At 63.9% G+C, this 19,122-nt stretch carries 19 protein-coding genes and 1 tRNA gene; 15 read left to right on the top strand and 5 right to left on the bottom strand.

Annotation, left to right across the window (positions count from 1 at the left end; genetic code table 11):
- Positions 1-128 precede the first annotated feature (128 nt).
- Positions 129-548: a DUF4170 domain-containing protein gene (locus RRU_RS09120; RefSeq protein ID WP_011389509.1), complete on the top strand. Its 420-nt coding sequence runs from the start codon at positions 129-131 to the stop codon at positions 546-548.
- A gap of 17 nt (positions 549-565) precedes the next feature.
- On the opposite strand, the gene RRU_RS09115 is transcribed toward RRU_RS09120, so the two are convergent.
- Complete coding sequence (locus tag RRU_RS09115) at positions 566-1,000, bottom strand: hypothetical protein (protein WP_011389508.1); 435 nt, start codon at positions 998-1,000, stop codon at positions 566-568.
- 225 nt (positions 1,001-1,225) lie between these two features.
- Here RRU_RS09115 and RRU_RS09110 point away from each other — a divergent pair, with 225 nt between their 5' ends.
- Both RRU_RS09110 and RRU_RS09105 read left to right on the top strand, forming a co-directional pair.
- Positions 1,226-1,876, top strand: a complete 651-nt coding sequence (locus tag RRU_RS09110) for a DUF1007 family protein (protein WP_011389507.1) — start codon at positions 1,226-1,228, stop codon at positions 1,874-1,876.
- Positions 1,873-2,862, top strand: a complete 990-nt coding sequence (locus RRU_RS09105; RefSeq protein WP_011389506.1) for a nickel transporter — start codon at positions 1,873-1,875, stop codon at positions 2,860-2,862. The genes RRU_RS09110 and RRU_RS09105 overlap by 4 nt, the downstream gene beginning before the upstream one ends.
- 28 nt (positions 2,863-2,890) lie before the next feature.
- Here RRU_RS09105 and uvrA read toward each other — a convergent pair whose 3' ends face one another.
- Complete coding sequence (gene uvrA, locus RRU_RS09100; RefSeq protein WP_011389505.1) at positions 2,891-5,743, bottom strand: excinuclease ABC subunit UvrA; 2,853 nt, start codon at positions 5,741-5,743, stop codon at positions 2,891-2,893.
- Between the two features lie 408 nt (positions 5,744-6,151).
- On the opposite strand from uvrA, the gene RRU_RS09095 reads away from it, so the two are divergent.
- The 11 genes from RRU_RS09095 to RRU_RS09045 all read left to right on the top strand — a co-directional run bounded on the left by RRU_RS09095 (position 6,152) and on the right by RRU_RS09045 (position 17,087).
- Positions 6,152-7,066 carry an ABC transporter permease subunit gene (locus tag RRU_RS09095; RefSeq protein WP_011389504.1) on the top strand — a complete coding sequence of 305 codons (915 nt, stop codon included), beginning with the start codon at positions 6,152-6,154 and terminating at the stop codon, positions 7,064-7,066.
- Positions 7,066-8,424 (top strand): high-affinity branched-chain amino acid ABC transporter permease LivM, encoded by a 1,359-nt coding sequence (gene livM, locus RRU_RS09090; RefSeq protein ID WP_011389503.1) that lies wholly within the window; start codon positions 7,066-7,068, stop codon positions 8,422-8,424. The genes RRU_RS09095 and livM overlap by 1 nt, the downstream gene beginning before the upstream one ends.
- Positions 8,421-9,365: an ABC transporter ATP-binding protein gene (locus RRU_RS09085; RefSeq protein ID WP_011389502.1), complete on the top strand. Its 945-nt coding sequence runs from the start codon at positions 8,421-8,423 to the stop codon at positions 9,363-9,365. The genes livM and RRU_RS09085 overlap by 4 nt, the downstream gene beginning before the upstream one ends.
- Before the next feature lie 4 nt (positions 9,366-9,369).
- A complete protein-coding gene (locus tag RRU_RS09080; RefSeq protein WP_201216185.1) occupies positions 9,370-10,080 on the top strand; it encodes an ABC transporter ATP-binding protein in 711 nt (236 codons plus the stop codon).
- Positions 10,080-10,421, top strand: coding sequence for a DUF6867 family protein (locus tag RRU_RS09075; protein WP_011389500.1), 342 nt, complete (start codon positions 10,080-10,082; stop codon positions 10,419-10,421). The genes RRU_RS09080 and RRU_RS09075 overlap by 1 nt, the downstream gene beginning before the upstream one ends.
- Positions 10,422-10,744: 323 nt before the next feature.
- Positions 10,745-11,851, top strand: coding sequence for a branched-chain amino acid ABC transporter substrate-binding protein (locus tag RRU_RS09070; protein ID WP_011389499.1), 1,107 nt, complete (start codon positions 10,745-10,747; stop codon positions 11,849-11,851).
- 171 nt (positions 11,852-12,022) lie between these two features.
- Complete coding sequence (gene ssb, locus RRU_RS09065) at positions 12,023-12,580, top strand: single-stranded DNA-binding protein (protein ID WP_011389498.1); 558 nt, start codon at positions 12,023-12,025, stop codon at positions 12,578-12,580.
- Positions 12,581-12,885: 305 nt separating this feature from the next.
- The gene (gene gyrA / locus RRU_RS09060) at positions 12,886-15,717 is read left to right on the top strand and encodes a DNA gyrase subunit A (protein WP_011389497.1); all 2,832 of its coding nucleotides are present in this window, start codon (positions 12,886-12,888) and stop codon (positions 15,715-15,717) included.
- Positions 15,704-16,222, top strand: a complete 519-nt coding sequence (gene coaD, locus RRU_RS09055) for a pantetheine-phosphate adenylyltransferase (protein WP_011389496.1) — start codon at positions 15,704-15,706, stop codon at positions 16,220-16,222. The genes gyrA and coaD overlap by 14 nt, the downstream gene beginning before the upstream one ends.
- Before the next feature lie 96 nt (positions 16,223-16,318).
- Positions 16,319-16,825 carry a peptidylprolyl isomerase gene (locus RRU_RS09050; RefSeq protein WP_011389495.1) on the top strand — a complete coding sequence of 169 codons (507 nt, stop codon included), beginning with the start codon at positions 16,319-16,321 and terminating at the stop codon, positions 16,823-16,825.
- 186 nt (positions 16,826-17,011) lie between these two features.
- Positions 17,012-17,087: transfer RNA gene (locus RRU_RS09045), tRNA-Lys, on the top strand.
- A 123-nt stretch (positions 17,088-17,210) separates the two neighbouring features.
- Here RRU_RS09045 and RRU_RS09040 read toward each other — a convergent pair.
- From RRU_RS09040 to RRU_RS09030, 3 genes are all read right to left on the bottom strand, one after another.
- A complete protein-coding gene (locus RRU_RS09040; protein ID WP_014626239.1) occupies positions 17,211-18,077 on the bottom strand; it encodes a tyrosine-type recombinase/integrase in 867 nt (288 codons plus the stop codon).
- Entirely contained in the window at positions 18,074-18,409 is a 336-nt protein-coding gene (locus RRU_RS09035) for a hypothetical protein (RefSeq protein ID WP_011389493.1), read from the bottom strand. Before RRU_RS09035 ends, RRU_RS09040 begins: the two co-directional genes overlap by 4 nt.
- 162 nt (positions 18,410-18,571) lie before the next feature.
- Positions 18,572-18,745: a hypothetical protein gene (locus tag RRU_RS09030; protein ID WP_158308122.1), complete on the bottom strand. Its 174-nt coding sequence runs from the start codon at positions 18,743-18,745 to the stop codon at positions 18,572-18,574.
- A gap of 128 nt (positions 18,746-18,873) precedes the next feature.
- On the opposite strand from RRU_RS09030, the gene RRU_RS09025 reads away from it, so the two are divergent.
- On the top strand, positions 18,874-19,068 hold the full coding sequence (locus RRU_RS09025) for a type II toxin-antitoxin system HicA family toxin (protein ID WP_011389492.1): 195 nt from the start codon (positions 18,874-18,876) through the stop codon (positions 19,066-19,068).
- Positions 19,069-19,122: the final 54 nt, after the last annotated feature.

The raw sequence follows: 19,122 nt of genomic DNA, 5'->3' as shown, positions 1-19,122 counted from the left end.
CGGCGGGCCTTGACAGGAAGCCCCGCCTGGGCAACACAACATCCCCGACGGGAACGATCGGATACTCGATCCCGCCCGGCTGCAGGACGCGAACCATAGACGCCAACCGTTCAGGGGACATGTCGATCATGGATAAACGCAGCTATTGGGTTGTCGGCGGCGAATATGCCGATACGTCGTTCAGCGCCCTGGTCGAGGGAACGCCCGAGGAACGCTTCGGCCCCTTCACCGAGAGCGGCGCCCATGAATGCTGGCGGGCGCTGACGGGAAAAACCGTTGATAACGCCATGGTGCGCTATTTCGTGCGCAACGAGGATGACCGCCAGGGCAAGGCGTTTTTCGTCGTTGGCGGCGAATATGCCGGCACCGATTTCAAGACCATGGCCGAGGGCCATTCCGTCGAACGCTATGGCCCCTTCGAGAAGCAGGAGGCGATGATCTTCTGGCGCGGCATCACCAGCCAAACCGTCGATAGCGCCCTGCACCGCTATGACATCGTCAGCGATCGCGAGATCGACGACTTTTTAGGACGCTTTGCGGCCGGCTGACCCGGCCGGAGCCGCCGTCACGGCGGCGTCGTCTCGCCGATGGCGTGGAAGGGTTGGGCCAGGGCGAGGCGGCGGGGCAAGCAGGGGTCTTCGATCAGCACGAAGCGCAGATCGGTCGTGCCCTCCTGGACCACCCCATAGCGGCCGATGTCGCCGGCGCAAAGGCCGGCGGCGGCGCTGAAAGTCGCCGTGTCGCCAGCGACGCCGTATTGCCCGCCCGCCGGCGGGCGGCCCGGTTCCTCGATCTCATAGGAGCCATCGGCATGCAAGCGCATGGCAACGCCCTGGGCTTCGGCCAGCCAGCCGCCGGCGACCACCGATCCCGGAGGCAACGGCCCGGATTGGGCGCCGGCGGACAAGGGGACGCCGACGGCCAGGATGGCGAGCCCCAGGGCCCATCGCGATAAGGGCGGCCATGGGCGCGAGGCGGCGAAGCGGGGCGGGAGGACCATGGGCTACCCTTTCACAAAGGCTTTGGGCCGGATGCTCCCGGCCCGGGCACTCCCGGGCGACCGCCGGGGGCGCCGATCAAACGCCGGCCGGGTGGTCGTGGTTGCGGGGCGGGCCCGACCCGGGGGATGATAAGGCCATAGTTCGGCCACAGGGCGCGGGCTTCCCTTTTGTCGGGAAGAGCGGTCGCGCTTTTTGCGATCCTTGGTGTGCCGCCGGAGATAGCGATGGTTCGTCTTCTATCCGTTGTTCTGTTTTTGATCCTGTGTGGCACGCTTCCGGCCCGCGCCCATCCCCATGTGTCGATCGACGCCCGCGTCGCCCTGGGGGTCGACGGCGAGGGACGGCTGGAAACCGTCGCCCTCACCTGGATCTTTGACGAGATCTATTCCGCCTATAGCGTCGAGGGTTATAAGCGCGACAAGGCCGGCCACCCCGATCCGGCGGCGCTGGAGGCGATGATCGCCCAGGCAATGATTGATCTGCGCGACTGGGACTATTTCACCGAACTGAAAATCGGCGGCCAGCGCCAGACCTGGGGCGAGGTGCGCGCCCATGAGGCGAAGTGGGAGGCGGGGCGCCTGATCTATCGCTTCACCCTGGCCCTGGCGGCGCCAACCTCCTTGCGGGCGGTCGCCCCCACCCTGTCGCTTCGGGTTTATGATCCAAGCTATTACATCGCCATCTTGCTCGAGGACAAACCGGGCGCCGCCCAGATCACCCCGGCCCTGCCGCCCTGCGTCGTGCACATCCGCCCGCCGATGGGCCTGCGCGAGGCGATGATCGATGACGCCGTCGCCCTGGCCGAGACCATCGAACCGGGCCAGGAAGGCCTGGGCGCCCCCTTCGCCGAAACCATCGGCGTCGTCTGCCAATGATCGGGCGCCACCATCCGATCCTGGCCTGGGCCGCCGTGGTGGCCATCGGCGGGGGGGTGATCGTCCTTGGGGGGATCGGCCTGCCCGGCGCGGGCGACTGGCTGAGCGACTGGACCCGGGCAATCACCAGCCGTCAGGCCGGCTTTCACCGCGAACTGGGGCAGGCGGTGCGCGATCTGGCCGGCGAGGGGGGCGGAGCGGCGGGGGTTGGCCTGCTGATCGCCAGCCTGGGCTATGGCGTGTTCCATGCCCTGGGTCCGGGGCATGGCAAGGCGGTGATCGGCGCTTACGCGGCGACCACGGCGACCGGATTTCGCCGGGCCGCCCTGCTCTCGCTCGCCGCCGCGCTGATCCAGGCGACGACGGCGGTGGTTCTGGTCGATGGGGCCTTTCTGGTGATGCGGGGCGGCGCCCATTGGGCCAATCGCACCGCCGAGCGCTGGTTGGAACCGGCCAGCTACGCCGCCATCCTCGGCCTTGGGCTTTATCTGGGCGGGCGGGGGCTGCTGGCGATCGTCCGGGCGGGCCGACCCTCCCCCGGCGGGGACCATCGGCCCACCCACCCCGGACAGGCGCGCGACGAGGAGGCCTGTGCCCACTGCGGTCACGCCCATGGTCCGACCGCCGATCAGGTCGCCAAGGCCACCGAGTGGCGGTCGGCGGCGATGATCGCCCTGGCGGTGGGCATTCGCCCCTGCAGCGGGGCGATCCTGGTGCTGGTGGTGGCCAATGGTCTGGGGCTATGGGCGGCGGGCATCCTCGCCGCCTATGTCATGGCCCTGGGCACGGCGGCGACCGTCGCCCTGCTGGCGGTCGGGGCGCGGGCCTCGCGCCTGCCCATCGCCGGACTGGCCCGCCGCCTGCCGCTGTCACCGGCCTTGCTGGGGGGCTTGGCCGGCACCCTGGCCGGCCTGATCTTGGTGGTTCTGGCCGGCCTGCTGTTGCGCGCCAGCCTGCTCGCCCCGGTCCACCCCCTGCTCGGCTGAAAGCCCGCCCCATCGTCGGCAAGCCGCCTTACGCGCTGCGCCGGGCGAGGGCCGAGAGATAGGGCTTGAGATAGCTGCCGGTATGGCTGGCCGGATTGGCCGCGACCTCCTCGGGAGTGCCTTGGGCCACCACCCGGCCGCCGCCCGATCCGCCTTCTGGCCCCATGTCGATGATATGGTCGGCGGTTTTGATCACTTCCAGGTTATGCTCGATCACCACCACCGTATTGCCCGTATCGACCAGGGCCTGCAGCACCTCCATCAGCTTACGCACATCCTCGAAATGCAGGCCGGTGGTCGGCTCATCCAGGATATAAAGCGTTCGCCCGGTCGCCCGGCGTGACAGTTCCTTGGCCAGCTTGACGCGCTGGGCCTCGCCACCCGACAGGGTCGTCGCCTGTTGGCCGAGGCGGATATAATCAAGCCCGACCTGCTGGAGCATCTCCATCTTGTCGCGCACCGCCGGCACCGCCTTGAAGAAGTCACCGGCCTCTTCGATCGTCATATCCAACACATCGGCGATCGATTTGCCCTTGAAGGTGACATCCAGGGTTTCGCGGTTGTAGCGCTTGCCCTTGCAGACATCGCAGGTGACATAGACATCGGGCAGGAAGTGCATCTCGATCTTGATCAGCCCGTCGCCCTGGCAGGCTTCGCAGCGTCCGCCCTTGACGTTGAACGAGAAGCGGCCGGGCTTATAGCCCCGGGCCTTGGCCTCGGGCAGGCCCGAGAACCAGTCGCGGATGGGGGTGAAGGCGCCCGTATAGGTGGCGGGGTTGGAGCGCGGCGTGCGGCCGATCGGCGATTGGTCGATATCGACGATCTTGTCGATCTGCTCGGCGCCTTCGATGGCGTCATGCTCGCCGGGCAGATCGCGCGCCCCGTGAAGCTGACGGGCCAACGCCTTGTAAAGGGTTTCCAAAACCAGGGTCGATTTGCCGCCGCCCGAGACGCCGGTGATGCAGGTGAAGGTGCCAAGCGGAATGGACACATCGACGTTTTGCAGATTATTGGCCCGCGCCCCGCGCAGGGTCAGGACTTTGCCATTGCCCTGGCGGCGAACCGTGGGCACCGGCACGCTGCGCTTGCCGGTCAGATACTGGCCGGTCAGGCTGGCGGGATTGGCCATCACCTGTTCGGGCGTGCCCTGGGCGACGATGGTGCCGCCGTGGACGCCCGCCCCGGGCCCCATGTCGACCAGATAATCGGCGTTGCGAATGGCGTCCTCGTCGTGCTCGACGACGATCACCGTATTGCCGATGTCGCGCAGGCGCTTGAGCGTGATCAGCAGGCGGTCGTTATCGCGCTGGTGCAGGCCGATCGACGGCTCGTCGAGCACATAAAGAACCCCGGTCAACCCCGAACCGATCTGGCTGGCCAAGCGGATGCGCTGGCTTTCGCCGCCCGAGAGTGTGCCCGAATTGCGCGACAAGCTGAGATAATCAAGGCCGACATTGCCGAGAAAGCCCAGGCGCTCGTTGATCTCGCGCAAGATGCGGTCGGCGATCTCGCGGTGCTTGGGGCTGAGTTTGGCCTCGAGCCCGGCGAACCAGGCCCGGGCCTCGGCGATCGAAACCTCGGAGGCCTCGCCGATATGGCGGCCGTTGATCTTGACCGCCAGGGCCTGGGGCTTCAGGCGATAGCCGCCGCAGGCCGGGCAGGGGGCCGAACCCTGGTAGCGCGATAATTCGTCGCGGATCCAGTTGCTTTCGGTCTCGCGCCAGCGCCGGGCGATATTGGGGATGACGCCTTCGAAGGGCTTCTGGGTGCGATAGCTGCGCGTGCCGTCATCGAAGCTGAGCGGGATGATCTCCTTGCCCGAGCCTTCAAGGATGATCCGGCGCATCTCCTCGGGCAGATCCTTCCACGGCGTGTCCATATCGGCGCCGAAATGGGCGGCGATGCTCGCCAGCGCCTGGGCGTAATAGGGCGAGGGCGGGGTTTGTCCCGACCACGGGGCGACGGCGCCGCGATTGAGGGTGCGGCTGGGATCGGGCACCACCAGCTCGGGGTCGAAATACAGCGTCACCCCCAGGCCGTCACAGGTCGGACAGGCGCCGAAGGGATTGTTGAACGAGAACAGCCGGGGTTCGATCTCGTCGATGGTGAAGCCGCTGACCGGGCAGGCGAAGCGGGCGGAAAAGGTGTGGCGCTCGCCCGAGACCGCGTCTTCGGCGAAGACCAGTCCATCGGAGAGCTCAAGGGCGGTTTCAAAGGAATCGGCCAGCCGGCTGGCGATATCGGCGCGGACCACCAGACGGTCGACCACCACCTCGATATCGTGCTTGATCTTTTTGTTGAGGGCGGGCACCTCGGGGATCTCATAGATCGTGCCATCGACCTTGACCCGGCTGAAGCCCTTTTTCTGCAGCTCGGCCAGTTCCTTCTTGAACTCGCCCTTGCGGCCGCGCGCCACCGGGGCCAGCAGATAAAGCCGGGTGCCTTCGGGCAGGGCCAGGGTGCGATCGACCATCTGGCTGACCGTCTGGCTTTCGATCGGCAGGCCGGTGGCCGGGGAATGGGGAACGCCGATGCGCGCCCACAGCAGGCGCATGTAGTCGTGGATCTCGGTCACGGTGCCGACGGTCGAGCGCGGATTGCGCGAGGTGGTCTTCTGCTCGATGGAAATCGCTGGCGACAGCCCCTCGATCGAATCCACATCGGACTTTTGCATCATCTCCAGGAACTGGCGGGCATAGGCCGACAGGGATTCCACATAGCGCCGCTGGCCTTCGGCATAGATCGTGTCAAAAGCGAGACTCGATTTCCCCGAACCCGACAGCCCGGTGATCACGACCAGTTTGTCGCGGGGCAAGGTCACATCGACATTGCGAAGGTTGTGTTCGCGCGCACCGCGCACGCGGATTTCCTGGGTGCTCATGGCTGCCTTCGAAGAATATGGAATGAATAAACCATCGGCTGATACTTAACGTCTGACTAGGCGGTTTGCACCTCCCGCAAACACCTGTAATTTTGCGCCATTTTCGCCCTATTATTCGAAACGAAATTTCGCCTAAAATGTGTAATAGGTCATTTCTCGATAGGCTGCCCATCAAGAAGGCGGATTGCCTTTTTTATGGTCGCCGGTTGCAAACAAAACTTCGGGAATTCTAAGAATTGCGCAAAGGGATGGACCTATTGTAACAAGCATGATCAGCAGTGCGGGACCGGGACCGGCCGACCTTGGCCGTAGTCGCCTGAGAGAGGCGCCCGTCCCGGAACTATCAACCCACACGAAACCGATGAAAAAGCGCCAGGGAGTTTGGGGGGCGCTAAAAAAGGGGGTAGGGTGGCTTACTTTCTACAGCAATTGATCAACGGGCTTACGCTCGGAGCGATCTACGGCCTGATCGCCATTGGCTATACAATGGTGTACGGCATTATCGGCATGATCAACTTCGCCCATGGCGAAATCTACATGATCGGTGCCTTCCTCACGGTGATCTGCTTTGTGTTGCTGGGGGGGCCGGAGTTCGCCAGCGTTCCCTTGGCCCTGCTGCTGATCCTCGTGGTCTCGATGGTCTTCACCGCCGCCTATGGCTGGACGGTGGAGCGCCTGGCCTACCGGCCCTTGCGCGGATCCTTCCGCCTCGCGCCGCTGATTTCGGCGATCGGCATGTCCATCGCCCTGCAGAATTATGTCCAGATCACCCAGGGCGCCCGCGTCAAGCCGATCCAACCGGTGATCCGCGGCGGGTTCGAGGTGTTCAATCAGGGCGGGTTCGCCGTTCAAATCAGCTACTTGCAGATCTTCATCTGGATTTTGACCATCGGTCTGATGATGGGCTTCACCTATGTGATCACCCAGACCTCGATGGGCCGCCAGCAAAGAGCCTGCGAGCAGGACCGCAAGATGGCCTCGCTGATCGGCGTCAACGTCGACCGCACCATTTCGCTGACCTTCGTCATCGGCGCCCTTTTGGCCGCCGTCGCCGGCTTGATCACCACGCTTTATTACGGCGTGATCGACTTCTATATCGGCTTCCTGGCCGGCATGAAGGCCTTCACCGCGGCGGTGCTGGGGGGGATCGGATCGCTGCCCGGGGCCATGCTGGGCGGCTTGCTGATCGGCCTGATCGAGGCCTTCTGGTCGGCCTATTTCACCATTGAATACAAAGATGTGGCTACCTTTGGCATTCTGGTTCTGGTGCTCATCTTCAAACCCACCGGCTTCCTTGGCAAACCCGAAGTGGAGAAGGTGTGATGGCGCAAGCTCCCCTCAACGCCAAAGCCGGCGCTGGCGCCGGCGGGTTGCAGATCGGCTGGGTGAACGTTCCCAAGCTGATCAAGGAATCCCTGATCACCGCCGCCCTGGCCGCGGTCTTGTTCCTGCCCTTCATCGCCCTTCACGCCACCAGCTCGGGCGCCGGGCTGTTCATCGAGCAGCGCTGGGAGACCTGGGGCTGGTCGGTGCTGACGGTGTTTATCGGCCGCATCGCCCTGGTCATCTGGCGCGACAATCCGTCCAACCGCCTGCACGACGCCCTGCTCAAGAGCGTGGTCATGCCCGTTGGCGGCTTCTTCCGCCGCAACATGGCCTTCATCGGTCTGGCCGCCCTGGTTCTGGCCATCGTTTTTCCGATCACGCCGTTTAGCAATCGCTATTATGTCGATGTCGCCACCACCTGGATGATCTACATCATGCTGGGCTGGGGGCTGAATATCGTTGTCGGTCTGGCCGGGCTTCTCGATCTCGGCTATGTCGCCTTCTATGCGGTCGGCGCCTATTCCTACGCCCTGCTGTCGCAGACCTTCGGCTGGTCGTTCTGGGTCTGCCTGCCGCTGGCCGGCGTTTTCGCCGCCTTCTTCGGCGTCGTCCTCGGCTTCCCGGTCTTGCGGTTGCGCGGCGATTATCTGGCCATCGTCACCTTGGGCTTTGGCGAGATCATCCGCGTCGTCTTGCTGAATTGGTACGCGGTGACCAACGGTCCCGACGGCATCAGCGGCATCGAGCGTCCCAGCTTCTTCGGCCTGGATTTCGCCCGGACCGCGCCCGAGGGCGGCGAGACCTTCCACCAGTTCTTCGGCATCTCCTATTCGCCCGACCACCGGGTGATCTTCCTGTTCTATCTGATCCTGGCCCTGGCGGTTCTGACCAACATCTTCACCGGGCGCATCCGCCGGCTGCCGGTCGGCCGGGCCTGGGAAGCCCTGCGCGAAGACGAGATCGCCTGCCGTTCGCTGGGCATCAACCCGACCAACGTCAAGCTGTCGGCCTTCGCCCTCGGCGCCATGTTCGGCGGTTTCGCCGGATCGTTCTTCGCTACCCGCCAGGGCTTCATCAGCCCGGAAAGCTTCACCTTCATGGAAAGCGCGGTGATCCTGGCGATCGTCGTTCTCGGCGGCATGGGAAGCCAGATCGGCGTGGTCATCGCCGCCTTCTTCCTGGTGGTGTTGCCCGAGGTGTTCCGCGAGTTCGATCAGTTCCGCATGTTCTTCTTCGGCGCGGCGATGGTCGCGGTGATGGTTTGGCGGCCGCGCGGCCTGCTGTCGTACCGCGATCCGACCATCCTCTTTGAGAAGATCAAGCACAGGCTTGCCAAGCAGGGGGGCAAGGCATGAGCATCGCCACCATGATTCCGGGGGTCGAGGGCTCGACCGCCCTGCCGGCGACGACCGATCGCAGTGTTCTGCTTGAAGTCGACCATCTGACCATGCGCTTTGGCGGGCTGGTGGCGATCGACGATCTGTCCTTCGTCGCCCATAACCGGGAAATCACCTCGATCATCGGGCCGAACGGCGCGGGCAAGACCACCGTGTTCAATTGCCTGACCGGTTTTTACAAGCCGACGGTCGGCCGCCTGACCCTGCATCATCCGCAAAAGCAGCGGACGTTCTATCTGGAACGGATGGAGGGCTTCCGCGTCGCCCAACAGGCCCATGTCGGGCGCACCTTCCAGAATATCCGGTTGTTTGGCCAGATGTCGGTTCTGGAAAACCTGATCGTCGCCCAGCATAACGCCCTGATGTCGGCGTCGAAGTTCTCGCTGGCCGGGCTGCTCAATCTGCCGGTCTATCGCCGGGCCGAGCGCATCGCCATCGAGCGGGCGGCCTATTGGCTTGATCGGGTCGGGCTGACGGCGCGGGCCGATTGGGACGCCCAGAACCTGCCCTATGGCGACCAGCGCCGCCTGGAAATCGCCCGGGCGATGTGCACAGAACCGGTGGTTCTCTGCCTTGACGAACCCGCCGCCGGCCTTAATCCCCGTGAATCCCTTGATCTCAACGACCTTCTGCGGGCGATCCGCGACGAACACGGCATCGGGCTTTTGCTGATCGAACACGACATGAGCGTGGTCATGGGCATCTCCGACCACATCGTCGTGCTCGACCACGGCCGCAAGATCGCCGATGGCGATCCGAAGTCGGTGCGCGAGGATCCGGCGGTGATCAAGGCCTATCTGGGCGAGGAGGAGGACGAGGATCTGCCGCCCGAAGTGGCGGCCGATCTGGGCCATATCCTGGGACCGGACAAGGGGAAGGGGAGCCGGACCGATGGCTGAACCGATTCTAAGCATCGAAGGCGTACACACCTATTACGGCAAGATCGAAGCCCTGAAGGGCGTCGATGTCGTCGTCAATCGCGGCGAGATCGTCACCCTGATCGGCTCGAACGGCGCGGGTAAGACCACCTTGCTGATGACCGTCTGCGGCGATCCGCGCGCCCGCCAGGGCCGGGTGATCTTCGAAGGCCGCGACATCACGGCGATGCCCACCGACCAGATCGTGCGCTTGGGCATCGCCCATTCGCCGGAAGGGCGGCGGATCTTCGGGCGGATGTCGGTCTTCGAAAACCTGCAGATGGGCGCCCTGACCGCCGACCCCAAGCATTTCGACGAGGATATCCGCAAGGTCTATGACCTGTTCCCCCGGCTCAAGGAACGGCGCGACCAGCGCGGCGGCACGCTGTCGGGCGGCGAGCAGCAGATGCTGGCCATCGGCCGGGCGCTGATGAGCCGGCCGCGCCTGCTGTTGCTTGACGAACCCTCGCTGGGGCTGGCGCCTTTGGTCGTGCGCCAGATCTTCGCCGCGATCAAGGAGGTCAACGAGCGCGAGGGCATGACCATTTTCCTGGTCGAGCAGAACGCCTTCCATGCGCTGAAGCTTGCCCACCGCGCCTATGTCCTGCTGACCGGTCAGGTGGCGTTGAGCGGCAGCGGGGCGGAACTGCTGGCCAATCCCGAGATCCGCGCCGCCTATCTGGAAGGAGGCCACTGATGGAAACCCTGCTTGGCTCCTCGCTGCAGGTCTTCTTGCTGTTCACGCTGATCATGGTCGGCTGGATCGCCTATATGACCGGACAGGCCCTGGGCGGAACCTGGAAGCCATCCTGGCATCTGTTGCCCTACGGTATTCTGCTCAGCATGGCCAACCGCTTTTTCGTCTTCGCGTTGTTCGACGGCCATCTTCTTTCCTTGACGGGTTTCCTTATTGGGACGACCCTTTTGACTGCGATCAGCTTCCTGGCCTATCGCATGACCCTGGTCCGCAAGATGATCAGCCAGTACCCCTGGCTGTATGAACGGACCGGTTTGTTGAGCTGGCGGGACAAAGCCTAGGCTGACAGCGGTTCTTCTGCGGGCCCGAAGACGCCCGTTTCCTTTCTCGCGACGCGGGGTTCCCGTAATGCGGGCGATGAAGGGGGCGAATTCTCCTACCGGGGATCCCGTTCGGGAGCCCCAGGCCTTAGGGCGCCCTGGGAAAGCGCGCCCTACCGCGGGTGACTCCCGGATCTGCTTTCCCGCGCGTCCTCAAGGGGCGCGGGGGGGATCCGGGGCATAACGGGTATCGCAAGGATACCCGGATTGGGGATCGGGCCGGGTGGGTCCGCTTTTCCCCAAGATCTCGATGCGTCCACTTCTGAGAAGGGAGAGTGGTTCAAATGAATAAGTTCCAGACCGGGCTTTTGGCGGCGACCGCCGCGTTCGCGATGGGCGTGGGAAGCGCCCAGGCGGATATCACCGTGGGTGTCGCCGGGCCGATGACGGGTCAGTACGCCTCCTTCGGCGAGCAGCTTGCCAAGGGCGCCGAACAGGCGGTCAAGGACATCAACGCCAAGGGCGGTGTGCTTGGCGAGAAGCTGGTGCTGAAGAAGGGCGATGACGCCTGCGATCCCAAGCAGGCCGTCGCCGTCGCCAACCAGTTCGTCAACGACAAGGTGGTCTTCGTCGCCGGCCATTTCTGCTCGGGATCGTCGATCCCGGCCTCGGCCGTCTACAACGAAGAAGGCATCGTGCAGATCTCTCCGGCTTCGACCAATCCGAAGCTGACCGAGCAGGGCTTCGAGAACGTCTTCCGCACCTGCGGCCGTGACGACCAGCAGGGTCCGACCGCCGGCGATTTCCTCAAGGCCCATTTCCCCGGCCAGAAGATCGCCATCATCCACGACAAGACCGCCTATGGTAAGGGCCTTGCCGACGAGACCAAATCGGCCCTCAACAAGGCCGGCGTGCAGGAGGCCCTGTACGAGGCGATCACCGCCGGCGAAAAAGACTATTCCGCCCTGGTGACCAAGCTGAAGAACGAAGGCATAAAGATCATCTATCTTGGTGGCTATCACACCGAGGCCGGGCTGATCATCCGCCAGGCCAAGGAGCAGGGTCTTGACGCCCGCATCGTCTCCGGCGACGCCCTGGTCTCTTCGGAATTCGCCTCGATCGCCGGTCCCGCCGGGGACGGCACGCTGTTCACCTTCTCGCCCGATCCGCGCAAGAACCCGGAAGCCGCCGCCGTGGTGAAGTCGTTCACCGACGCCGGTTACAACGCCGAAGGCTATACCCTCTACACCTACGGCGCCGTCCAGGCCTGGGCCCAGGCCGTGGAGAAGGCCAAGTCGACCGATGTCGACAAGGTGGCCAAGGCGCTCAAGTCCGGCCAGTTCTCGACCGTTCTCGGCCCCATCGGCTTTGACGCCCAGGGCGACGTGTCGGCCCCGGGCTACGTCATGTACGAATGGAAGGGCGGCAACTACGACTACTTCAAGAACTAAACCGCTCTCTGGTTTGGTTGCCAAAGACCCGGCGGGGCATCCCCCTCGCCGGGTTTTTGACTTTTTTCTGGTGAAATAAACCGGCGAATGGGGCTAAATGGGCCTTCGATCCGGTGAGCCTTCTGGCGCTCCGGCCTTTTCTTTTGCGTTAATCGGGTGAGGTAAGGTCACATGGCAGGTTCGGTCAACAAGGTCATTCTGATCGGCAATCTGGGCAAGGATCCCGAAACCCGCACCTTCCAAAACGGCGGCAAGGTCACCAACCTACGCATCGCCACCTCGGAAACCTGGAAGGACCGCCAGAGCGGCGAACGCCGCGAACGCACCGAATGGCATCAGGTGGCGGTTTTCGGCCCTTTGGCCGACATCGCCGAACGCTACTTGCGCAAGGGCTCGAAGGTCTATCTCTGCGGCTCGCTGCAGACCCGCAAATGGCAGGACCAGCAGGGCCAGGACCGCTACACCACCGAGATCGTGCTGCAGGGGCCGGGCGCCGAGATGACCATGCTTGATGGCAAGCCCGGCGCCGGCGACGACTACCAGGGCGGGGCTGGCGCGGGCGGCGGCTATGGCCAGGGCGGGGGCGGCTATGGCGCTGGCGCCGGGGCGGCCGCCGGTGGCGGTTATGGCGGCGGCGCGGCCGGTGGCGGCCGTCAGGGCTGGGATACGGCGCCGGCGAGCGGGCCCGCCGGGGGCCCGGTCGATATGGACGACGATATTCCCTTTTAAGGCTCCTCGGCTCCACCCCAGGCCTTCTCCCTTGGCCACGCCCGGTCTTGTTCTCGAAAAAACAAGGTTCTTCAAAGCCTTGCCCTTTATGGGGCCGGGTACTCGACGATTGCCGGGGGCAGGGTGTTCTGGTAGAGTGCCGCAGCGCGAAAAGGTCGCGGCCGGCTGCGTTCGCAGCCGGCTGATCGGCCTGATTATCCGATGCCCGACCGCCCCTGGCTGGCGCTGGCATCCCCCTATTTCCGGCCCCGCCCAGGTCGCCCCAAGGTCGGGGTCAGGGCCGGTCCTCATGGAAGCGTTCAGCGTTGAGCACCAATACGCCTAAACCCATCGACCTGGATATCTCGCCGGTCTCCATCGAAGACGAGATGAAGCGCAGCTATCTTGATTACGCGATGAGCGTGATCGTCAGCCGCGCCCTTCCCGATGTCCGCGACGGCTTGAAGCCCGTTCATCGGCGCATCCTCTATTCGATGAAGGAAAGCGGCTACGAGTTCAACAAGCCCTATCGCAAATCGGCGCGCATCGTCGGTGACGTGATGGGTAAATATCACCCCCACGGCGACCAATCGATCTATGACGCCATGGTCCGCATGGTGCAGAATTTCGCCATGCGCCTGCCGCTGATCGATGGCCAGGGCAACTTCGGATCGATGGACGGCGACCGCGCCGCGGCCATGCGATACACCGAGGCCCGCATGGCCAAGGCCGCCCACAGCCTGCTTGACGATATCGACAAGGAAACCGTCGACTTCCAGCCCAACTACGACGAAACCACCCGCGAGCCGATCGTTCTGCCGGCGCGCTTCCCCAATCTGCTGGTCAACGGCGCGGGCGGCATCGCCGTGGGCATGGCGACCAACATCCCGCCGCATAATCTGGGCGAGGTGATCGACGCCTGTTGCGCCATGATCGACAATCCCGCCGTCACCGCCGAGGAACTGCTTGAACTGGTTCCCGGGCCGGACTTCCCGACGGGGGGCACCATCCTCGGGCGCTCGGGCGTGCGCGCCGCCCATCTGACCGGGCGCGGCTCGGTCATCATGCGCGGCCGCACCCATTTCGAAGATATTTCGGGCGGCCGCCAGGCCATCATCGTCACCGAGGTTCCCTACCAGGTCAACAAGGCCTCGATGGTGGAGAAGATCGCCGAGCTGGTGCGCGAGAAGAAGCTTGAGGGCATCTCCGATATCCGCGACGAGTCCGATCGTCGCGGCGTGCGGGTGGTGATCGAGGTCAAGCGCGACGCCATGGCCGAGGTCGTGCTCAACCAGCTGTTCCGCTACACGCCGCTGCAGACCAGTTTCGGCGTCAATATGCTGGCGCTCAATGGCGGCAAGCCCGAATTGCTGGCCTTGCGGCCGATCATCGAGGCCTTCATCACCTTCCGCGAGGAGGTGATCCGCCGCCGTACGATTTTCGAGCTGGGCAAGGCGCGCGAGCGGGCCCACACCCTGGTCGGTCTGGCCATCGCCGTGGCCAATCTCGATCCGGTGATCAAGCTGATCCGCGAGGCGCCCGATCCCCAGGCCGCCCGCGAAGGGCTGATGGCCCGCGACTGGCCGGCCATGGATGTCGAGCCGCTGATCAAACTGATCGACGAGCCGGGGCGGATGGTGATCGACGGGGTTTATCGCCTGTCGGAGATCCAGGCCCGCGCCATCCTTGATCTGCGTCTGCATCGCCTGACCGGCCTGGAGCGCGACAAGCTCCATGGCGAATTGATCGAGATCGGCCAGCAGATCGAGGAATACCTTCATATCCTGCGCTCGCGCGCCCGGCTGTTCGAGATCATGCGCGCCGAGCTGGTCGAGATGAAGGAGGCCTATGCCACCCCCCGGCGGACGACGCTGGAGGAGAACGAGTTCGAGCATGACATCGAGGACCTGATCCAGCGCGAGGAGATGGTCGTCACCGTCACCAACACCGGCTATATCAAGCGGGTACCGCTGACCACCTATCGCGCCCAGCGCCGCGGCGGCCGGGGGCGGGCGGGCATGTCGATGCGCGACGAGGATTTCGTGACGACGATCTTCGTCGTCAATACCCACGCGCCGCTGCTGTTCTTCTCGTCGGACGGCATGGTTTACAAGATGAAGGTCTATCGCCTGCCGCTGGGCACCCCCCAGGCGCGCGGCAAGGCCATGGTCAACATCATGCCGCTGAACGAGGGCGAGCGGATCACCACGGTGATGCCGCTGCCCGAGGACGAGGGGGCCTGGGACCAGCTCGACGTGATGTTCGCCACCGAAACCGGCAATGTCCGGCGCAACCGCTTGTCGGACTTCACCAATGTGATGTCCAACGGCAAGATCGCCATGAAGCTGGACGAGGGCGACCATCTGATCGGGGTGGCGACCTGCACCGACGAGCAGGACGTGCTGCTGACCACCAATCTCGGCAAGGCCATCCGCTTTGCCGTGGGCGACGTGCGGGTGTTCGCCGGACGGACCTCGACGGGCGTGCGCGGCATCCGTCTGGCCGAGGACGACCGGGTTAACCGCCTGTCGATCCTGGGCCATGTCGAGGCCTCGGCCGAGACCCGCGCCGCCTATCTCAAACAGGCCAGCGCCCTGCGCCGGGCCAGTGGCGAGACCGAGGGCGAGGATGACAGCACCCTGGACGCCGAACCCGGCGTTCTGTCGGCCGAGGAGTTCGAGGATCTGCGCCAGCGCGAGGAATTCCTGCTGACCGTCACCTCGCGCGGCTTTGGCAAACGCACCTCGGCCTATGAGTACCGGGTGACCGGACGCGGCGGCCAGGGTATCGCCAATATCGAGATGAGCGAGCGCAACGGCACCGTGGTCGCCGCCTTCCCGATCGCCAATGAGGATCAGGTGATGATGATCACCGACGGCGGGCAGTTGATCCGCATGCCGGTGAACGACGTGCGCATCGCCGGCCGCAAGACCCAGGGCGTGACCCTGTTCCGCCTGTCCGACGACGGCGAGCACGTGGTCTCGGTCGCCCGGCTTCCCGAAATGAACGGCAATGGCGATGACGGCGAAGGCGACGACGAAACGCCTGACGAGTCCTTGGCCGAGGATGCCAACGGGGGGAGGGACGAGAGCGGGGAAGCGTCCGGCCTCCCGCCCGCGGGCCAATCCCCCGAACGGAACGGGGATGATGCCGACTGAACGCATCGCGGTTTATCCGGGGACCTTCGACCCGGTCACCAACGGTCATCTCGACATCATCAGCCGGGCGGCGCGGCTGGTTGATCGTCTGACCGTTGGCGTCGCCGTCAATGCCGGCAAGGGCCCGCTGTTTTCGCTCGAGGAACGGGTGGAGATGGTGCGGGTGGCGGTTGACAAGCTGCCGACCAACGGGGCGACGATCACCGTCGTCCCGTTTGCCAATCTGCTGATGGATTTCGCCTGTGCCCAGGGAGCCTCGATGATCTTTCGCGGGCTGCGGGCGATTTCCGATTTTGAATACGAATTTCAGATGTGCGGCATGAATTCCCGCCTTAATTCCAAGGTGGAGACGGTTTTTTTGATGGCCTCGGAACGCAGCCAGTTCATCTCGTCGCGCTTCGTCAAGGAAATCGGCCGTCTTGGCGGGGATATCGGCGGCTTCGTCCCCGCCCATGTCCGCGATCGCTTGCTCGACCGCTTCGAGGAAGACGCCGAATCCGCCTGAGCCAAGCCCCCTCCCTCCCTCAAGAGGTCAAGGAAACGCCATATGCGCCGCATCCTGATCAGTTTATTCGCTCTACTCGCCTGCATGGGAACTGTCATGACCGACACCAAGGCCGCCGACCCTGAAAACACCCTCTACATGGACCTCAAAGATGGTCGCGTGGTGATCGAGCTGCGGCCCGATCTTGCGCCCAAGCATGTGGAGCGCATCAAGCTGCTGGTCCGCAAGGGCTTTTACGATGGCACGCCGTTCCATCGGGTGATCGATGGCTTCATGGTCCAGGGCGGCGACCCGACCGGGACCGGCCGTGGCGGCTCCGATCTGCCCGATCTGCCCGCCGAGTTCAGCCCGCCGTCGAAGGCCCGCCATCTGCGCGGCGTGACCTCGATGGCCCGCACCGCCGATCCCGACAGCGCCAACAGCCAGTTCTTCATCATGCTGGCCCCGTCGTCGCATCTGGATGGCCAGTACACCATCTGGGGCCAGGTGACCAAGGGCATGGACTTCGTGGACATGATCAAGAAGGGCGATTCGCGGGCCAATGGCTCGGTGAGCGATCCCGACCGCATCGTCAAGGTTCAGGTCGCCGCCGACGTGAAGTAGGATTTCCCCACGGAGGGCGTCCCGGGCGCGGTCGCGCCATGGGAGGCCCCCTTGGGAAACCAGCCTTTTCGGGTCTTGTCGCTATCAAGGTTGACAAGAGCGCCGAAAACGGAAATACATGCCGCCTGCCCGCGCCGGCACCAGACGGACCGCGGATTAGAGTTGACGTTATATAACAAGACTTTCGAGCCCGTAGCTCAGCTGGTAGAGCAGTTGACTTTTAATCAACGGGTCACGCGTTCGAATCGCGTCGGGCTCACCACTCTAAGCCCCTGATATGAAACCCATATCGGGGGCTTCTTAATTGAACGAACAGAGAACATTTCCGCTCTGTCCAACTTTGAAAAAGTTGGACATCCAACTCATTCGTTCTTAGCGCGTTCTCTTAAAGTCTTTGGAACGTCTCCAAAGTCGCCAAGGCGGCGATGTCGTTGCCCATTGCCAGACGCTTATGGGCGGCTGCGGCGGCCAGATCCGAACTGGCCACCAGATAGCGGTTGATGATCGTGGTCACGCTTTTGGGGGTGTGTCCGGTGATGCCGGCGATCTGCAAGACCGTACAGCCAGCGATGGCCAGTTCGGTCACCGCCGTATGGCGCAAATGCATGAATTGAAGGTCGAGCATGGCGACGCTGGATCCGTCATCGAGGAAGAAGGTGTGCCACAGGTCGGCCGCCTTGCTGCGGATCTCGGCGAAGACGTGGCGGAAGTGATCTTCCCGCCACGGCTGGTTGGTGGAGTCGCACAGCAACAGGGTTGCGGTGGTGGTGCTTCCGATCTTGCGGGCCTTCTGGCGATCGAGTTCGGCGTCGACGCGGCGTTGGACCCAGGGCGAATGCGGCACGGCGACCCGGGCCGACGTTTTGTTTTGGGTGACGTAGAAGACGCCATCGCGATAAGCGCCGCGCTTCATGGCCAGGATGTCGCCCTGGCGCTGGCCTATCCAGTGATTGATGGCGACGGCCGTGCCCACCGAATGCCATCCCATGCGGTCGGCGACTTCAACGAACAGCGATACGGCATCGACCGGCCAGAGCTTGCCGGAGAAGGGGAGGCTGATCAGCCCGGGGTTCTTGGCGACATTCGTCGCAACCATCTGTTCGCGGACCGCATGGGTTAGCAAGATTCGCAACATGGTTATTACGGCGTTGGCCTTAGCGGGGGTTTTGACCCGCATGCCATCGTAAAGCTTCTGAACGCGCTGGGCGCCGATGGCGCCCACCGGCGCGTCACCAGCCCAGGCTTCGATCACCTGATGTGCTTTTCATAGCCGATGCGGGTTTTCGGATGCGTGGGGTAGAAACGCGAGCGGCGATAACGCACGATCAAATCGCCGATCGTGCCCGGCTGGGGACCGTGCGGCGGGCACTTCACTCCCAAGCGGATCGCCGCCGGCGAGGGAGGGGCGCCACTGCGCCATGTATCCAGCTCGGCATTGAGCTGTTCGGCCCGGGTGATCGCGGCCGACAGATCATCTGGCAGGCGTTCCGATCGCCAGCCCAGGGCCCGCACCGTCGCCGACGGCTGCCAGAAATACCGCGCCCCCGGCTTCTCGACGAAATAGCGGACCTTGAGCTTGGCCATGGGGACATCCTTTTTGCGCGTGGGAAGGCGGTGCAATAAGCGGTGCTTGCCGCCGCTGACGGGGTTTGCCGATCGATGATGCTCAAGGGTAGCCGGACGGCGCGAGTGGTGGTGTTGAAGTGTATATACAGCCAGGAGAGTTGCGGGTGCCGGGCAGGGCGATCAGATCGGCGATGGTGGTGCAGGCGGCCTTCGGCATGCAGTGACTCGGCGAAATCGGCGGTCGACGTTGTCATCCCATCGACCTTGGGCGGCGGTGAAGATAAGCAGAGCCGGCGCGCCGATGACACGGATCAAGCTTTCGCCTTCGAACAGAAAGGTAGTGATGGCGTTCATGATTAAACCTCCGGGTGGACGGACGTTGGGGATTTTGGACCCGGCAAATAATGCGCACGATTACACATCTCCGCTTGACTGGGTGTGCTATCGTGCGTATAAAATGAGCGTTCCAAAGGAGAGTTGGTATGGACAGTCGAGAAGTCGTCAAGCGGTTGAAGGCCGATGGATGGAGGGTGGTTGATCAGCCGGGGAGCCACCTGCAACTGAAGCATCCCATCAAACGCGGCCGCGTCACTGTCCCCCACCCCGAAAAGGATCTAAAGCCTGGAACTCTCCGTTCTATCGAGAAGCAAAGCGGGGTCTCTATGAGAAAAACCTAAAATAAAGGTACTGTAAACTCTACCGATTCCCCTGAAAGGTATTCGGTAAAGGTA

It is taken from the genome of Rhodospirillum rubrum ATCC 11170 (assembly GCF_000013085.1).
In the GTDB taxonomy this organism is placed as follows: domain Bacteria; phylum Pseudomonadota; class Alphaproteobacteria; order Rhodospirillales; family Rhodospirillaceae; genus Rhodospirillum; species Rhodospirillum rubrum.
The sequence above is the reverse complement of the archived record's forward strand: the minus strand, read 5'-3'. Positions and strand labels throughout refer to the sequence as shown.

Excerpts from the sequence above, each read along its gene's own strand:
- ssb (WP_011389498.1), top strand. The coding sequence starts at position 12,023 with ATGGCAGGTTCGGTCAACAAGGTCATTCTGATCGGCAATCTGGGCAAG.
- RRU_RS09105 (WP_011389506.1), top strand. The coding sequence starts at position 1,873 with ATGATCGGGCGCCACCATCCGATCCTGGCCTGGGCCGCCGTGGTGGCC.
- coaD (WP_011389496.1), top strand. The coding sequence starts at position 15,704 with ATGATGCCGACTGAACGCATCGCGGTTTATCCGGGGACCTTCGACCCG.
- uvrA (WP_011389505.1), bottom strand. The coding sequence starts at position 5,743 with ATGAGCACCCAGGAAATCCGCGTGCGCGGTGCGCGCGAACACAACCTT.
- livM (WP_011389503.1), top strand. The coding sequence starts at position 7,066 with ATGGCGCAAGCTCCCCTCAACGCCAAAGCCGGCGCTGGCGCCGGCGGG.
- RRU_RS09110 (WP_011389507.1), top strand. The coding sequence starts at position 1,226 with ATGGTTCGTCTTCTATCCGTTGTTCTGTTTTTGATCCTGTGTGGCACG.
- RRU_RS09030 (WP_158308122.1), bottom strand. The coding sequence starts at position 18,745 with ATGAACGCCATCACTACCTTTCTGTTCGAAGGCGAAAGCTTGATCCGT.
- RRU_RS09035 (WP_011389493.1), bottom strand. The coding sequence starts at position 18,409 with ATGGCCAAGCTCAAGGTCCGCTATTTCGTCGAGAAGCCGGGGGCGCGG.
- RRU_RS09075 (WP_011389500.1), top strand. The coding sequence starts at position 10,080 with ATGGAAACCCTGCTTGGCTCCTCGCTGCAGGTCTTCTTGCTGTTCACG.
- RRU_RS09115 (WP_011389508.1), bottom strand. The coding sequence starts at position 1,000 with ATGGTCCTCCCGCCCCGCTTCGCCGCCTCGCGCCCATGGCCGCCCTTA.
- RRU_RS09070 (WP_011389499.1), top strand. The coding sequence starts at position 10,745 with ATGAATAAGTTCCAGACCGGGCTTTTGGCGGCGACCGCCGCGTTCGCG.
- RRU_RS09025 (WP_011389492.1), top strand. The coding sequence starts at position 18,874 with ATGGACAGTCGAGAAGTCGTCAAGCGGTTGAAGGCCGATGGATGGAGG.
- RRU_RS09050 (WP_011389495.1), top strand. The coding sequence starts at position 16,319 with ATGACCGACACCAAGGCCGCCGACCCTGAAAACACCCTCTACATGGAC.
- RRU_RS09085 (WP_011389502.1), top strand. The coding sequence starts at position 8,421 with ATGAGCATCGCCACCATGATTCCGGGGGTCGAGGGCTCGACCGCCCTG.
- RRU_RS09120 (WP_011389509.1), top strand. The coding sequence starts at position 129 with ATGGATAAACGCAGCTATTGGGTTGTCGGCGGCGAATATGCCGATACG.